The sequence below is a fragment of the Hyunsoonleella flava genome (genome assembly GCF_004310325.1).
Classification (GTDB): domain Bacteria; phylum Bacteroidota; class Bacteroidia; order Flavobacteriales; family Flavobacteriaceae; genus Jejuia; species Jejuia flava.
In genome coordinates this window covers 738273-752412 of sequence record NZ_SIRT01000001.1, presented here as the reverse complement: position 1 = coordinate 752412, position 14140 = coordinate 738273, and the positions used below count along the sequence as shown (strand labels likewise).

Here is a 14140-nt window from a genome sequence, read left to right as displayed (position 1 = left end):
TGTTGTAAGTTCGTCTAAAATTTTCAGTTTAAAAGGTTCTGAATACCGTCTGATTACTTTGTCATTTTTATACATAATGTTTAAAATTATGTAGCCTTTATTCAGGACGGGTCAAAATTACACACAACGTGTTCGTGTATGAGTAGTAGCGGATTACATACGGCTAATATTCAATTATAAAAATAATATAATTAAAATAAAAAACGGTTTAAGTTTTTACCTAAACCGCTATTACTTATACACATTGTTGGCAATAGTTATTCGACGCTTACTTGATTCCAAATACCAGTTGCAGCAGTTTGTCTAGCATAGGTTTCAAAATCTTTAGCCGGTCTGCCTAACACTTTGGCGACATCATTTGAAACTTCTTGGTTATCTGGATTTCCTAATACTTCTTGGAATAAATAACCGAACAGCCATACATAAGAATCTGGTAGTCCTACTTTGCGCATACCATCTTTAAATTCTTCAATGGTAATAGGAACGAATTGTATGTGTTTATTAGAAGCTTCAGCCATAATCTCGACTACTTCTTTAAAGGTTCTTTTTTGGGGTCCAGTGACTGTAATTGTTTGTCCATTATATGAATCATCGATTAGCACTTTAGATACAACATCGGCAATATCATCGGCGTCTACAAATGGAATTTCTGCTTCAGGCATTGGTAATGCAACTACACCATCCAAGACGAAATCTAAAAATGCACCTTCACTAAAGTTTTGATTAAACCAAGAAGCTCTCACCAAAGTGTAATTCAAGCCTGAATTAGCTACGATATCCTCACAAGCTTCGGCTTCAGTTTCTCCTTTTCCAGATAGCAATACTACTTTTTCTAATCCAGCTTCTAAGGCTTTTTTAGTAAGTGTTGTAATGGCATTTCTAGAACCTGGAACCGCCAAATCTGGATAGTATACAATGTAAGCTCTATCCATATCTTTTAAAGCTGCACCATAGGTGTCTGGATTTTCCCAGTCAAAAGCTGGTTCTGTTTTTCGTCCAACAACTCTTACGTTGTGACCTAATTGTGTTAAATTTTTTGCAACTCGGCGACCCGTTTTTCCAGTCCCTCCGATAATTAAAATGTTCTCTGTTTTCATGTTTTCTGTTTTTAAAGTTTATAATTATTATATGATTGAATTGATATTTAAGTGTTGTTTGAAAAGTTGAACCTTTTGATTCAGCTCTTCTTTTAATTCTGTGTTTGAAATATCATTGTCTAAGAAATTATCAAAGAAACTAGGCAAGGAATAGTCTGCAACGATATTAGCCCCTAAAAATGGAAAATAGCTTACCGCTGCTTTTAAAACAGTAGCTCCACCGCGACCACCAGGTGAGGTTGCCATTAAGAAGGTGGGTTTGTCTCGCCATACTTTTACATTAGCACGAGACAACCAGTCTAAGGTGTTTTTAAATACTGCTGTGTATGTTCCGTTATGTTCTGCCAGCGCTATTATAAATGCATCAGCGTTATCTAATAACTCATTGAGTTTTTTTACGGCTGTTGGTATGCCATTTTCAATTTCATAATCGACTCCATACATTGGTAGGACATAATCGTTTAAGTCGATTGAAATGATTTCTACATTTTCTAATAAGTTGGAAGTATATAACAACAAACTTTTGTTGATAGAGTTCTGACTATTGCTTCCTGCGATTGTGATTATTTTTTTCATGATGTTTAAGATTTAAAACTAATTGTTCGTTTTTTGATTGATGAGTTGTCTTATTTTGAATAGAGCATTCCTATAATTAAGAACACAAAAGAAATAAATGAAGAGAGTGTTCTTATAGTATGCAAGCGGTTCCATGGTTGCTCAAATTTGTCCCGAAGTTCTTGCAATTCTACCTTTGAGAGTGCTTCCAGATTCGATTTGTCTAATATTTCGTTTAAAGGCACATTGCCGAAAATGGTTACCAAGCCTATTCCTATAAAAAACAGTATTGCTGCAATCAGAAATAGCAAAAAGCTAGTATTGTTTCCCTTAAATAAATAAGTATTAAGAAAGAGTAGTAGAACCGGTCCAAAAAATACAATCATAAATTTGCCATTAATGATTGCTCTATTCATGGCTTGAAAAGCTTTTAAGAAGCTTAGGTTATCAAGTCGTCCAATTCCTGGTGTTACAGCATTAGACCAAGTAAAACATAGTCCAGCCGTTAAGCCAGTAAATACTAAGCCTAGTATTAACACGATAAATTTTAATTTAAATTCCATTGGTTGAAGTTTGAGTGGATGATATCCAGGTTAATAAATCTTGATACTCTTTAGAAGTGAGCTTTATTTTTTTACCTTTAGGCATGCGTTTTTTTACAAAGACTTGCGTGTAAATATCATCAGCCCAGGTATTCATATTTTCTGTTGTGAATACACGTCTTTTATTGCGTTTACGATGACAAACGTTGCATTTGTTGAATTAACTAGAAGTGCAGTACTAATTCCGATTAAAAATTTTACTAGTGTTACCATCATTAAATTGTATTAATTAATTTGATGATACAAAGGTGCAAAGTGTTCAAAAGGAATTTTTGACACTTAAAGACAACGTTTTAACATTTTACGCCAAAAGGCTAATTTTAGATAGATTTTCTAAATTCGGAAGGTGTTTGGTTAGTCCATTTCTTAAAAGCACGATTGAATGCACTTTGCTCGGAAAAACCAGTTAAGAAAGCAATTTCGCCTACGCTTTGCATAGTATTGCGAAGCATATCTTTTGCAATAGATTCTTGCGTTTTTTTAATTAAGTCACGATAGGTTACGCCAGTTTCAGACAGTCTTCTTGTTAGTGTTCGGTTGCTCATAGCCGTAAGGTCAGCAATATGATGAATACTAGGAATACCTGTCGGTAGCGCGTCTTTTATTAGGGATTCAACGTCGCGCACAAATTTTGAACCTGGAATTTTAATGCCCTTAGTTTTTTCATCCACTTGTTGTAGTAGATAACTATTAATACTGGCATCTGCTTTGGCTGTTCTTAAATTAAGGTCTTTTGTTTTATAGCTTATCGCATATTGAGGTTGGTTAAATAAGATGGAACAATTAAATGCTTTTTCAAAGCTAGATAAGTCATTTGGTGCACTATGCTTAAAACTGACTTGAGTTGGTAATATTTTCTGCTCAGACATAGCTTGTAATACAACAACGGTTGCAGACAAACTTGCCTCAGTTGATAGTTCCATACCTCTTCTATGTGCCTCCCTATTAAGAATAACATGTGAGATATCATCTTCTATTTGAATTTGCCATACAAAAGTGTTAGATAAAAGTTTGAAAAAACGTTCACTTCGCTCAAAAATTTCACCAACACGAGAACAGGTTCGCCAAGATAAGCCTAACACGCCATAATCTTCAATAATCATTTGCTGTCCAACACGAACACCAAATCCAGGACCTAATATGTCATCTAGTAATTCATGTGCGGTTAAAAACTCCTCAGCTGAAATAACCTCTAATTTTTTGGCTTCCTCTAAAGAAGTTGTCCAATTTGCAAAATCTTCTTGAACCATGCCTTCAGCTATGGCACAATTAAGCATTTTCACATATAGATTTGCAGAGAAGTATTTCATTTTTTTACAAGCGTATTATTTTAGATTCTCTGTTTCTTTTTAATTATTGCCAACGGTTGGGCTATGAGTAGTTGCGTGGTCTAGCAGTTAACTTTGCAGGTAAACACCTAGTTGGAAATTCCGCAGGAATTTTCAAAGTAGGCGAGTAGTAGCAATTACTTATAGCCATTGTTGTAGTGCGTTTTTAATTAATTATTCGTTTTAGTTTTTCAGTGTATTTTTCTGGTTCTATAAAATCAATGAAATGACCGTAAATAGGACTAATCCATTTTTTCTTTTGGTTACTCCAAATTACAATGATATTAAAGGTTTTATTGTAATCAACTTTTTCAATGTCATTCCAATAAATTTCTTCTTTCTGTCCAATCTCGTTATTAATAGTCATTGATTTATCTCCGATTATAATTCTATACTTGAAATAATGTAATGTTAGATAAAGTCCGATTAATGAAAATCCAATTAACATTCCAAGAACGCTCAAAAGTCCGCCATTTTCATATTCTTTAAGTACAAAAAATAGAACGTATATTAATAAGAGGGAAATTGCAAAGCAAAAAAGCCCAAAATATAGAATCAATTTTCCAGGTTTTAAATCCATTTATTTTAATCCAATTTCGTTAATATTTTGGTCAATCCTTTTCCACTTTATTCCTAAAAAGTTTCTTTCATCGTGCGTTTCAGCAAGTACAAAATAGAAATAGTCTGTCAAATAATAGATTTCAGCATTACGTTTGGCATAACCCAAAGCTCCAATGTCTTTCATTTGGAATTCAACTCTATGGTTTTTATAGTTTTCATTTATTAATTCAATAGTTTGAGTTTTCCAAGTTGCTGTATTTAACAGTATTTTCATCGGGTTCAAATATAGAATTCCGATTATAGTCAGGATAGGAATTCCTTTCCGTAAAATGGGTTCTTTCAAATTACGATTTGACTTAAATTCTAATATGAGTAAAGGAATTGGTAAAATCAAAAATCCGTAATAAATAATAGCTTTTAAAAATCCGATTTTCGTTTGAAACAAGTCGAAAATATCCAATAAAAACAGGAACAAAACTATGTAAAATGTTATTCGGATTATTTTAAGCATATCGTTTTTCTCAAATGCACTACAACGTGTTTGTGTATGATTTCGTTGCGTGTTTGAGCAGCTAAATTAGCAAATACACACCGAATAGAAAATCCGCGAGGATTTTCGTAAGTATGCGAGTACTAGCAATGAATTATACACGGTGTTAGCAGCTGCTTTTTAATCAAATTCAATTCGTTCTTTATTCTGTTCAGCCCAGTCAATAATCAATTCCTTTATTCTTGACTTGTCTTCTATATTTAATTCCGATTTGGTAGGCAAGTACCAATGGGTTTCGGCTTCAAACCATAGTCTTATTCCTCCAACTTCTAATTCCCATTCGAACTCTATTAGTTTCCCATTTTCTACAAAATAGATATATCCATTTCTTCCTTTATTCGAGAAATGAATTCCGTCTTTTGTCAGCAGTTTTTCAATTCCGTCTTTTTTTCTTCGTTCCGTTTTCCATTCTCCATTTAGTTTCTCTGAAATATGTACTTGAAAATTATTCTCACTTACTTTATAAGTTGTCCAACCAAAAGGCAATTTATAATCTAAACCTTTTAAAGTTTTTTTCGACTGCTTTTTACAATAAGAAGCTATTTTGTCCATTTCCATTATATTGGCAGATTTAGCTAATTCAGTCCAAAATTCTTCTGAAAAATAATGTTGAGTTTCGTTAGCTAATTCGACAAGACTTTCTAATGCAAGTCCTAATTCATTTTTTTCGTAAAATTCAATACTGTTTTGAAATTGTCTGTGGTTTTTATAGAATTCAGGAATGTAGTCAATCATTCGCTTTATTATCTCTTTAGGCGATGATTCTACTCGTTTTCTCTTTATGAAACTAAATATTCCCAATGTTCGGTTTAAGTTGCTGCTAACTTGTTTATATGCGGAACTTTATTCTTTATATACCTTCCATTTGGGCGGATATGCGGAATTTTTGGTTGTTTTTATCCCAAATTGTTCTTTTTGTAAAAATACTAAAAGTTATCAATTTAACCAATACTTTTCTTACTTATTTCGAAATATTCAAGATGTTTCTGAGTCCGCATTAGGGATAGTAGCGGCATCCTTTTCGCAAGCCTTGAATGACGGGTTTTTAAAGGGGCAGCGGCTTGTTCTAAAATTGATGTGATCCCGAAACAAGTTCGGAACGCTTTGCGAAAAGATATAGTGGATAGCCCGACCCGACCTTAGGAGGGTAACGCCCTAAAAATAATAGCCGTTACAGCCACTTTTTCCGTTTAAAATAGTAGAGTAGGGCGACAAATATAAGTACCATGACGGCCCAAACAGTATGGTAGCCGTATTTGTAGTGTAGCTCTGGCATGTTTTGGAAATTCATGCCGTAAACGCCTGCTATAAAGGTAAGCGGGATGAAGATAGAGGCCATTATAGTGAGTACCTTCATGACTTCGTTCATTTTGTTGCTAATGGAGGTCATGTACATGTCCATTAAACTCCATATCATTTCGCGGTAGATGTCTATGTTTTCTGAGACTTGTATTAGGTGGTCGTAAATATCCCGATAATAGGTGAGGGTTTTGCGCTGTATGAGTGCGGTTTCGTTTTTATCGATACGGTTAAGCATTTCGCGCAGTGGAAAGATGGCACGACGTACACGAAGTATCTCGCGTTTTAACTCTTGAATGTTTCGGCTGGCGTCCTCATTGACGTTGCCTGCAAATATTTCGGTTTCGAAATCTTCTATTTTATCGCCCAGGATTTCTATAACCCCAAAGTAATGGTCTACAATGGCATCAATGAGCGTGTAAAGTAGATAGTCTGACTGCATGTTGCGCACGCGACCTTTGGCATAACGAATGCGGTCTCTTACGGTATCAAACACATCGCCCTCGGCTTCTTGAAAGGACAGCACATAGTTTTTACCCAATACAAAACTCACCTGCTCTGAAACGATATTTTGGCTTTTATCATAATATAGCATTTTGAGTACGATAAACAGGTAGTTTTCGTATTCGTCAATTTTTGGGCGTTGGGCTATGTTTACGATATCTTCTAAAACTAAGGGATGTAGCTCGTAATGCTGCCCTAGTTTTTCAATTTCTGAAACGTAATTGAGTCCGTTAACGTTTATCCAGGTAACCGATGCTGTTTGTTTAAACTCAAAGCTTTCCTCTATGTTTTGGAGTTCTTTTTCCGTGCAGCTCTGTTTGGTATAATCAAAGGCTTCGAGTACTAATTTAGGTTTAGAGCGTTCGCCCGTATACACCACGCTTCCAGGAGCTTGTCCTAGTTTTTTCTTGGATCGATACACTCTTTTTCTGGGCATAGGCTTAATATTTAAACTGCATCTGCGCCATCATCACTATCAGCTTCAATAGCATCTTTTTCTACCAGTGTTACTGCTTTTTGTAGCATAAGGTTGTTTGGATAGGTAACCAAATCGCCATTTTCTAATCGTAAATGTAGCTGAAACGCCCTAATATCCTCAATAATGGCCGTGATAGGAAAATCTTTATCGTGTATTGAAATTTTATCGCCCACTTTATATGGGAAATTAAAGAACATGATGATGCCCGAAGTTACATTGCTTAAAATAGACCAGATGGCAAATAGTGCAATACCAATAATGGCAAATACTGAAGAGAATATGACTGCGATGTCTTCAAATTTGGCACCAAATACAAAGGCTTGGATTAAAATACCGATAATTAATAACGATACTAGCACGTATCTGCGCATCAACCTTATTCTTGCCTCATTAATACCACTTTTGCGTCCAATCTTTTTTATAAGGATGTTAGTGATGAGCGCAATAATGAAAAGAATTCCTATGACAAACCCGGTTTGTATAAGTTCTATGCTGTACGTTTCAAAAAACTCTGCAATCATTCTTAAAAGCCATTAAATATGCAGTAAATATACATTCAAAACTTTTAGATTTTAATTTAATTTGAGTGAATCTCTTAAAACCTCGTGTTTGTTCTGGTTTTTTTGCCAATATGGCGATGTTATGGTGTTGAGTTTGGTGGCCTTTGTTGTCATGGTTTGCGAGCCACTTTGAAACGTTTCTTCCCAACCTAAAATATCATATGGAAACATTGGATTGAATGTGATGATTAATGATCTGTTTAGATTATTGTATTTTAGGGTGTATGTATCCCCTGTTAAGGTCGCATCCGCTTGATATGGCTTAATATCAATATGTTTCATTCTAGTAAATTCCAATGATGGGATTACGGCAATATTTCCCGTTGGTAAGGATTTTGGATTGATGCGTAGCTGTGTCCATAATTCATTTTCCAAAATGGCTTTATCAAGTTTGAAGTTTTGGTCAGCTTCTCCTTCAAAATAGGAGTGGGACATAATTTCAAAATTATCCTTATTGTTTAACTGCGCGTATACATGTCCGCACCATTCTTGCATGGAACTTGACACTTTAATGGCATGTTGGTTGTTTCCCACAGGGTAAAACGTACTTTGCATGATGCTGTATGGATAAATGCCCGTATTGAAATTTTTAGTGGCATTTAGCTTTAAAACAGGAATATTTTTATCACTTTTATGATCTGCCTTCACCTGAATTTCGGGTAGAAAATCTTCAGTTACATAAATTAAAACTGCGGTGCCGTCTCGCATTTCGCCATAGCGTGCTTGTTCAAGTTTATAGGACGAAATTTCGGCTTTTCCGGCGTACCAATAGTCTTTAAACTGTTGGCTTAAAGGTTGTGCTGGTTTTGCGTTTTGGTTAGATGAATTAATTGCTAGCGTATCTTTTTTTGTGGATTCTTCCTTGCATCCAAAGCATGTTATTAATAATCCTAAAATAATAACAGTACATGAACTAATGGCTTTCATAGTATTATGTTTTTTATAAAATTACAAACTTACTTCAGGTCGGCAATGCTATTTAACGTTTTATGCACAAGATGAACGGGCAAGCCCATAACGTTAAAATAGGAGCCTTCAATTTTGGTGACACCAATTTGCCCAATCCAATCTTGAATACCGTAGGCGCCTGCTTTATCAAAAGGCTTATACGTTTTGATGTAGTAGTCTATTTCATCATCTAACAGTGCTTTAAAGGTAACCTTGGTGATGTTGTGCAAGGTTTTTTCATAATCTGTCATTGTGAAACATACCGAGGTGATTACTTCGTGCGTGGTGTCGCTTAATGATTTTAATATTGAAACTGCTTCATCGACATCTTCTGGTTTTCCCAATGCGGTGTTATCGTTCCAAACAATAGTATCGCTGGTAATTAAAATATCATTGGGTTGCAATTCGTCTTTAAACGGAAGTGCCTTTAATTGCGCCAGGTAATTGCTTATTTCAAAATGAGTTAGCCTTGGCGGATATTCTTCTTTAACGGGTTTTAGTCGGATTTCAAAATCTAAACCTAATTCCTTAAAAAAGGCTTGTCGCCTCGGGGATTGAGAGGCTAAAATGATATTGTATTCTTTTAGTTTTTCTTTGAGCACCAGTCTTAAATTGTAAACGCATATAAAAGTAGCGAAAGCATTCCAAATAGCATCACTAGCTTGTACATGTTTGATAGATGCTGAAAATGGTCTTTGGATTTAGCACCGAATAATTTTATGGAAATATAGATTAACGGTGCAATAATGCCTACTAAAAAGTAGATAAGCATTAGCTGTTGTTTGTACAAATTAGTTATTGTGTAGATGATTATAACTACTAGTGGGATACAATTGAGTGCAATTAGCACATTACGCGTACGTTCGCGCCCAATGGCTATGGGTAAGGTGTTGTGGCCTACTTTATGGTCGCCATCTACATCTTCAATATCTTTTGTAATTTCTCGTAGAAAATTAATCATAAAAGCAAATATGGCATAGTCTAAAACGATTCTAAAAAAAGTGATTTGAATTTCTCTGTTATATACTGTTATGGTTGGCGAGAGCTCAAACAGACCAACAATTAAAATACTTGCAGCAACTAAAATTGAAATTATAATATTCCCAACAAGTAATATGCCTTTAAGATACGACGCATAAATATAGAGTAGTGCAGAAATAAGAACAAAAATGGTAAAAAACGGACTTTTGCCTATGCGGTGTGAGAGGTAAAACCCAATGCCAACACCAATAATATTACAAATGATAAAAGCGTTATAGGCTGCCTGTTCTGATATGAATTTGCCAACAATAACTTTATTGGGTTTGTTGATAGCATCCGTGTTTTGATCGTAAATATCGTTTATGATGTTTCCTGCCGCAGCTATACTTGTGGTAGCTAAAATTAATAGAGTAATTCCAAGTCCGTCAAGTGCTGTGTTTACTCCAAAAGGCTCTAGAAGTGCATACTTAATTAAAAGTTGCACAAGGGCAATCATTAATAAATTCTTCCAGCGGATGAGGTTTAAGAAATTCAATATACAATCGGTGTGTTTCTATTATCAATGGTATTAAACAAATAAATCCTCAAAAGAAAAAATAAGATAATAATAACCACAACTGTTACAATAGACGCAATGACAATCTTGCACTTTTCAGCTTTTCTAATTTTACTTTTGATGAGCTCTTTGTCTTCTTTTGATAGTTTTTCATGTTTAAAATCTAGCTTGAAATGATAATGTGATGCCTTATGGAGCCTGTCTTTTGCTGTTGCAAACGGATTATCGTTTTTCTGATTGAAATTACTTTGTTTGTTGCCAAAACCTATGTAACAAAAACCAATACTGATACGTCTGCTTTTGCGCTTCATTCTAATTTATTAAACGAGAACTGAAAACTGAGACTGCAACTGCAAACTGGTATTAATCATACTTAGCGCTAAAATTCCCATTCCATTTCCCTTGGACTTTTAAAACCTGTTCGATAACGTCCCTTACCGCACCTTTACCGCCATTTTTGTGTGATACGTATTTTGATATGGCTTTAATTTCAGGCACTGCATCTTGTGGACAGCAGGGTAATCCAATACCTTTCATTACGGGATAATCGGGAATATCATCGCCCATGTACAGTACGTTTTCAGAAGTTAATTTTTTACGATTAAAATAATCATCCAACTGCTCAATTTTATTGTGAGCACCTAAATAAATATCGGTAATGCCTAAACCTGTTAAACGTTTTTCAACACCTTCATTGCTGCCACCAGAAATGATACAAACGTTATATCCTTGGTCAACAGCGGTTTTAAGGGCGTAGCCATCTTTTATGTTCATCGTGCGCAACATTTCGCCAGATGATGTAATATGTACCGTGCCATCGGTTAGAACGCCGTCAACATCAAAAATAAACGTGGTAATATGGTTTAAATATTCTTTATAACTTTTCTCTTCCATTATTTAGTTTTTTTTGGAGCGCGTTGCACGCGTTGAGGCAACATGGGTGTTTTGGATTGATCTGGTCATTAGTTTATAAATCTCCTGATGCTCTTCGTTTTTTAAAAGTTTTAAGTGATTTTTAATGGTTTTTAGGTCATTACGCCTCGCAGGACCAGTTTGTGCCATGTAAGGTGATAGATCTTGTATTTTGTTAGCAGTTTCTAAGATAAGTGGTTTTAGTAAATCGAACTCTGTTGCTTCAGATTCTGTAATTTCATGAGCAATACGATACATTTGATTTGTAAAATTATTTACAAAAACGGCTGCCAAATGCAAGATTTTGCGTTGGTCGCTATTCACTTTTTTCACAGGTCCACCCAATTTTAAGGCTAAAGACTTCAGGACATGATAATCTGTTTTTTCAAGGGTTTCGATACAAATTGGGATTTCAGAAAAATCCAAATCTGCCGTTTTGGTGAAAGATTGCAAAGGGTAGAATACACCACGTCTGTTTTTTTTATCTAAATCGTGGATGTTAATGCTGCCCGCTGTATGCACCACCAATCTGTTTTCAAAAGGTAATGCTGCTGAAATATCGGCAACAGCTTCGTCGCTCACTGAAATAATGTAAACATCAGCGATTTCCAGATTGCTTAAATCATCTGTAATACTAACATTATTTTTATATTTTGAAATGGAATTTAAACTTCTGTTAAACCATTGTTTTACAGTTATTTGATTGTTTTTATTGAAAGCTTTAAATAAATGCGTTCCAACATTGCCGGCACCAAGAAGCGTTACAGAAATCATGATGCTAAAATAAGCAAGAATTACGATTTAGGATTTAGGATTTACATTTTTTTAATCGCATTATATGATTTAAAAAATTTACTTTTGAGTAATGGCAAAAAAGGATATAGAAAATAGAGCGGATGTTTATCTTTTAGTGAGTTCATTCTATAACAAGATTAGAGAAGACGAAACTTTAGGCCCTTTTTTTAATGAAACTATTAAAGATTGGGATGAACATTTGGAATTACTTACGACGTTTTGGGAATCGAGCTTATTTTTAAAAACCCGCTATTCTGGAGATCCATTGGCAGCACACATTAAGGTTGACAAACAATTTAATCACTCTATTACCGAGATGCACTTTGGTATTTGGCTTAATTTATGGTTTGAAACTATTAACGAGCTGTTTGAAGGCGATTATGCTGAAAACGCCAAACGGCGGGCTAGAAAAATGGGAACGTTTATTTATTTGAAGATTTTTGAGGCTAGGGGTTAGTTGTTGTTTATAGCCCTTCAATATTGCTCGGTATAGTTTCTGCGAAGATTCATAGTAACTATAGGTAGCGTATGTTTTATTGATGCTTCAGTCGGCATCTTCAGAATGATAAAAACCGTTATACAATTGATTTTTCCATCTTATAATCATCCATTACAAAACCATTACCAATATCAATAATGATATCTCCTATGTTTTTAAACCCAACTTTTTCATAGGCTTTCATGGAATTAAGGTTGTTCTTGTTTACTGTTAAGCTAATGGTGTTGCAATCCATGTTTTTAGCTTTGGTTTCAATAAATGCTAGCGCCTGTTTACCAAAACCTTTTTCGCGATGGATTTTTAAGAGATATAATTTGCTTAAAAACAAACTTTTAGATTTCTTTTTGATGCATAGATAGCCGATATTGGATGCGTGGGTTTCCATCAAAAAATAGTGATAGCCATCTTTAATTTGTTGTTTGATAGCACCACGGGATTGAAATTTTTTCAGCATGTAGTCTACTTGTGCTTTTCCAATAATGGGAATGTAATGCTCGTGCCAAACGCTATTGGCTAGTATTTCAATGGTATTAAAGTGATGTTCTTCTATGGCTTCAGTAAACGATATCATATCACATATAAAAATATCATAAAGAAATGAAAAATAGCACCAGCGAGTACAAATATGTGCCAAATGACATGATTGTATGGTATTTTTTCAATCACATAAAAAATGATACCCACGGTATATGAAAGCCCTCCGGCAAATAGTAGCAGAATCCCGTTACTATGCATTACATCGGATAGGGTTGTAAAATCAAAAACTATCAACCAGCCCATAGCGAGATAGAGCAGGGTAGAGAATACTTCATATTTTCCAGTGAAAAACGTTTTTAAAATGACTCCGAATGCCGCAATTCCCCAAACAATGTAAAATAAAGTCCAGCCTAAGCTTTGTTCTAACATGATAAGCAATACGGGTGAGTACGTGCCAGCGATTAAAAGATAAATACTAATATGGTCTATCACTCTAAGAAACCGCTTCTTTCGCTCGTCTTTTGCGGCATGATAGAATGTAGAAGCGCTAAACAATATAATTATTGAAAATCCATAAATAATGATGCTTGTTAAACTGTAATCGGTTTTTCTTGTATCAAAAACAGCCAATAGTATCAGTGCTACAACACCAAAAATAGCACCAATGGCATGACTTGCTGTATTTAGTTTTTCCTCAAAAGCTGATTGTACACGCATTATTCAGGGGTCTCAGATTTGTTATAAACCCATTTATCGGTAAGTTCGTAGAAATCAATGTCCAACTTGGATTTCTGTCGTTCCAAGCGCCCACTCTGAAAATTGCGTTGCAAAATATCTTCAATCAGATAATCTTCCTTATCATTCCATGGGTCGTATTCCTTTTTCAATTTTATATCAAACACGTTGGCGGTTGTATTGTACCAAAAGGCACGCCAGCCATTGCGGAGTTCTTTCACCAAATCAAACGCAGTGCGTCCCGTTTGCCTGTGTATTAGCTTTACTAATATTTGTCCTTCGGTACGCGTTAGTTTCTTCAGCTCATCTGAAAACTCCCCTTCTATATATTTCTGCACCTTTTTGGTGTAGCGTTTCTTTTGTCGCTTTTTTGTAAGCTTCGCTAAATGTTTTGTTAGCGAGTCCAATCGTTCCGCGGCCATTTTGGCATATGGGTATACCTTAATGGTTTTTCGGCGTAAAATCAAATAGCGGATGCGGTCTTTTTTGCTGTCAAATTTTAATTTGTGAAGAAGCATTACTTCATCTAAATCTATGGCAGTTTTTGGTATGGAATCGCCTTCAACCACAATATAGGTCACCTCGGTAGAATCAGTTTCAACCTCACTTGTTTGGGCAGCCATTAGCACTGGAAATAGAAAGGTTATGTATTTTAAATAATTCATGATATTGTCCATGGAGCAATTATGGTTCCAAAATTAAG

The 14140-nt window shown here is 35.0% G+C and carries 20 protein-coding genes; 1 reads left to right on the top strand and 19 read right to left on the bottom strand.

The annotated features are described in order from the left end of the window. Window positions 1-257: 257 nt before the first annotated feature. The 16 genes from EYD45_RS03130 to EYD45_RS03060 form a co-directional block, all read right to left on the bottom strand. Window positions 258-1097 (bottom strand): NmrA family NAD(P)-binding protein, encoded by an 840-nt coding sequence (locus tag EYD45_RS03130; protein WP_130962877.1) that lies wholly within the window; start codon window positions 1095-1097, stop codon window positions 258-260. 27 nt (window positions 1098-1124) lie between these two features. Then, complete coding sequence (locus tag EYD45_RS03125; protein ID WP_130962876.1) at window positions 1125-1673, bottom strand: NADPH-dependent FMN reductase; 549 nt, start codon at window positions 1671-1673, stop codon at window positions 1125-1127. A gap of 50 nt (window positions 1674-1723) precedes the next feature. After that, window positions 1724-2215, bottom strand: coding sequence for an anthrone oxygenase family protein (locus EYD45_RS03120; RefSeq protein WP_130962875.1), 492 nt, complete (start codon window positions 2213-2215; stop codon window positions 1724-1726). Next, window positions 2205-2351, bottom strand: coding sequence for a hypothetical protein (locus tag EYD45_RS16700; RefSeq protein ID WP_165453876.1), 147 nt, complete (start codon window positions 2349-2351; stop codon window positions 2205-2207). The genes EYD45_RS03120 and EYD45_RS16700 overlap by 11 nt, the downstream gene beginning before the upstream one ends. 223 nt (window positions 2352-2574) lie before the next feature. Further along, a complete protein-coding gene (locus tag EYD45_RS03115; RefSeq protein WP_130962874.1) occupies window positions 2575-3564 on the bottom strand; it encodes an AraC family transcriptional regulator in 990 nt (329 codons plus the stop codon). A 184-nt stretch (window positions 3565-3748) separates the two neighbouring features. Next, entirely contained in the window at window positions 3749-4162 is a 414-nt protein-coding gene (locus tag EYD45_RS03110; protein ID WP_130962873.1) for a hypothetical protein, read from the bottom strand. Next, on the bottom strand, window positions 4163-4417 hold the full coding sequence (locus EYD45_RS03105; protein ID WP_130962872.1) for a hypothetical protein: 255 nt from the start codon (window positions 4415-4417) through the stop codon (window positions 4163-4165). It lies immediately after the preceding gene. Window positions 4418-4813: 396 nt separating this feature from the next. Continuing rightward, window positions 4814-5428, bottom strand: coding sequence for a hypothetical protein (locus tag EYD45_RS03100; RefSeq protein ID WP_130962871.1), 615 nt, complete (start codon window positions 5426-5428; stop codon window positions 4814-4816). Between the two features lie 436 nt (window positions 5429-5864). Next, window positions 5865-6932 carry a magnesium/cobalt transporter CorA gene (gene corA / locus EYD45_RS03095; RefSeq protein ID WP_130962870.1) on the bottom strand — a complete coding sequence of 356 codons (1068 nt, stop codon included), beginning with the start codon at window positions 6930-6932 and terminating at the stop codon, window positions 5865-5867. An 11-nt stretch (window positions 6933-6943) separates the two neighbouring features. Then, window positions 6944-7495 (bottom strand): mechanosensitive ion channel family protein, encoded by a 552-nt coding sequence (locus tag EYD45_RS03090; RefSeq protein WP_130962869.1) that lies wholly within the window; start codon window positions 7493-7495, stop codon window positions 6944-6946. A gap of 51 nt (window positions 7496-7546) precedes the next feature. Beyond that, the gene (locus EYD45_RS03085; protein ID WP_130962868.1) at window positions 7547-8461 is read right to left on the bottom strand and encodes a septum formation inhibitor Maf; all 915 of its coding nucleotides are present in this window, start codon (window positions 8459-8461) and stop codon (window positions 7547-7549) included. A 29-nt stretch (window positions 8462-8490) separates the two neighbouring features. Next, window positions 8491-9084, bottom strand: coding sequence for a Maf-like protein (locus EYD45_RS03080; RefSeq protein WP_130962867.1), 594 nt, complete (start codon window positions 9082-9084; stop codon window positions 8491-8493). Window positions 9085-9089: 5 nt separating this feature from the next. Continuing rightward, the gene (locus EYD45_RS03075) at window positions 9090-9998 is read right to left on the bottom strand and encodes a geranylgeranylglycerol-phosphate geranylgeranyltransferase (protein WP_130962866.1); all 909 of its coding nucleotides are present in this window, start codon (window positions 9996-9998) and stop codon (window positions 9090-9092) included. Further along, window positions 9995-10330 (bottom strand): hypothetical protein, encoded by a 336-nt coding sequence (locus tag EYD45_RS03070; RefSeq protein ID WP_130962865.1) that lies wholly within the window; start codon window positions 10328-10330, stop codon window positions 9995-9997. The genes EYD45_RS03075 and EYD45_RS03070 overlap by 4 nt, the downstream gene beginning before the upstream one ends. A gap of 52 nt (window positions 10331-10382) precedes the next feature. Continuing rightward, window positions 10383-10913, bottom strand: a complete 531-nt coding sequence (locus tag EYD45_RS03065; RefSeq protein WP_130962864.1) for a KdsC family phosphatase — start codon at window positions 10911-10913, stop codon at window positions 10383-10385. A 3-nt stretch (window positions 10914-10916) separates the two neighbouring features. Continuing rightward, window positions 10917-11705 (bottom strand): Rossmann-like and DUF2520 domain-containing protein, encoded by a 789-nt coding sequence (locus tag EYD45_RS03060; RefSeq protein ID WP_130962863.1) that lies wholly within the window; start codon window positions 11703-11705, stop codon window positions 10917-10919. Window positions 11706-11796: 91 nt separating this feature from the next. Between EYD45_RS03060 and EYD45_RS03055 the strand changes: the two genes are divergently transcribed. After that, the gene (locus tag EYD45_RS03055) at window positions 11797-12183 is read left to right on the top strand and encodes a group III truncated hemoglobin (protein ID WP_130962862.1); all 387 of its coding nucleotides are present in this window, start codon (window positions 11797-11799) and stop codon (window positions 12181-12183) included. Window positions 12184-12301: 118 nt separating this feature from the next. On the opposite strand, the gene EYD45_RS03050 is transcribed toward EYD45_RS03055, so the two are convergent. Genes EYD45_RS03050 through EYD45_RS03040 form a run of 3 tightly spaced genes read right to left on the bottom strand, consistent with a single transcriptional unit; the run spans window position 12302 to window position 14114 of the window. Continuing rightward, entirely contained in the window at window positions 12302-12796 is a 495-nt protein-coding gene (locus tag EYD45_RS03050) for a GNAT family N-acetyltransferase (RefSeq protein ID WP_130962861.1), read from the bottom strand. After that, window positions 12793-13419 (bottom strand): PAQR family membrane homeostasis protein TrhA, encoded by a 627-nt coding sequence (gene trhA, locus EYD45_RS03045; RefSeq protein ID WP_130962860.1) that lies wholly within the window; start codon window positions 13417-13419, stop codon window positions 12793-12795. The genes EYD45_RS03050 and trhA overlap by 4 nt, the downstream gene beginning before the upstream one ends. Next, on the bottom strand, window positions 13419-14114 hold the full coding sequence (locus tag EYD45_RS03040; RefSeq protein WP_394343475.1) for a DUF4294 domain-containing protein: 696 nt from the start codon (window positions 14112-14114) through the stop codon (window positions 13419-13421). The genes trhA and EYD45_RS03040 overlap by 1 nt, the downstream gene beginning before the upstream one ends. Window positions 14115-14140: the final 26 nt, after the last annotated feature.

What these genes read in the sequence shown, in the direction of transcription:
- EYD45_RS03130 (WP_130962877.1), bottom strand. Translation starts at nt 1,097, where the DNA reads ATGAAAACAGAGAACATTTTAATTATCGGAGGGACTGGAAAAACGGGT.
- EYD45_RS03125 (WP_130962876.1), bottom strand. Translation starts at nt 1,673, where the DNA reads ATGAAAAAAATAATCACAATCGCAGGAAGCAATAGTCAGAACTCTATC.
- EYD45_RS03120 (WP_130962875.1), bottom strand. Translation starts at nt 2,215, where the DNA reads ATGGAATTTAAATTAAAATTTATCGTGTTAATACTAGGCTTAGTATTT.
- EYD45_RS16700 (WP_165453876.1), bottom strand. Translation starts at nt 2,351, where the DNA reads ATGAATACCTGGGCTGATGATATTTACACGCAAGTCTTTGTAAAAAAA.
- EYD45_RS03115 (WP_130962874.1), bottom strand. Translation starts at nt 3,564, where the DNA reads ATGAAATACTTCTCTGCAAATCTATATGTGAAAATGCTTAATTGTGCC.
- EYD45_RS03110 (WP_130962873.1), bottom strand. Translation starts at nt 4,162, where the DNA reads ATGGATTTAAAACCTGGAAAATTGATTCTATATTTTGGGCTTTTTTGC.
- EYD45_RS03105 (WP_130962872.1), bottom strand. Translation starts at nt 4,417, where the DNA reads ATGAAAATACTGTTAAATACAGCAACTTGGAAAACTCAAACTATTGAA.
- EYD45_RS03100 (WP_130962871.1), bottom strand. Translation starts at nt 5,428, where the DNA reads ATGATTGACTACATTCCTGAATTCTATAAAAACCACAGACAATTTCAA.
- corA (WP_130962870.1), bottom strand. Translation starts at nt 6,932, where the DNA reads ATGCCCAGAAAAAGAGTGTATCGATCCAAGAAAAAACTAGGACAAGCT.
- EYD45_RS03090 (WP_130962869.1), bottom strand. Translation starts at nt 7,495, where the DNA reads ATGATTGCAGAGTTTTTTGAAACGTACAGCATAGAACTTATACAAACC.
- EYD45_RS03085 (WP_130962868.1), bottom strand. Translation starts at nt 8,461, where the DNA reads ATGAAAGCCATTAGTTCATGTACTGTTATTATTTTAGGATTATTAATA.
- EYD45_RS03070 (WP_130962865.1), bottom strand. Translation starts at nt 10,330, where the DNA reads ATGAAGCGCAAAAGCAGACGTATCAGTATTGGTTTTTGTTACATAGGT.
- EYD45_RS03065 (WP_130962864.1), bottom strand. Translation starts at nt 10,913, where the DNA reads ATGGAAGAGAAAAGTTATAAAGAATATTTAAACCATATTACCACGTTT.
- EYD45_RS03060 (WP_130962863.1), bottom strand. Translation starts at nt 11,705, where the DNA reads ATGATTTCTGTAACGCTTCTTGGTGCCGGCAATGTTGGAACGCATTTA.
- EYD45_RS03055 (WP_130962862.1), top strand. Translation starts at nt 11,797, where the DNA reads ATGGCAAAAAAGGATATAGAAAATAGAGCGGATGTTTATCTTTTAGTG.
- EYD45_RS03050 (WP_130962861.1), bottom strand. Translation starts at nt 12,796, where the DNA reads ATGATATCGTTTACTGAAGCCATAGAAGAACATCACTTTAATACCATT.
- trhA (WP_130962860.1), bottom strand. Translation starts at nt 13,419, where the DNA reads ATGCGTGTACAATCAGCTTTTGAGGAAAAACTAAATACAGCAAGTCAT.
- EYD45_RS03040 (WP_394343475.1), bottom strand. Translation starts at nt 14,114, where the DNA reads ATGGACAATATCATGAATTATTTAAAATACATAACCTTTCTATTTCCA.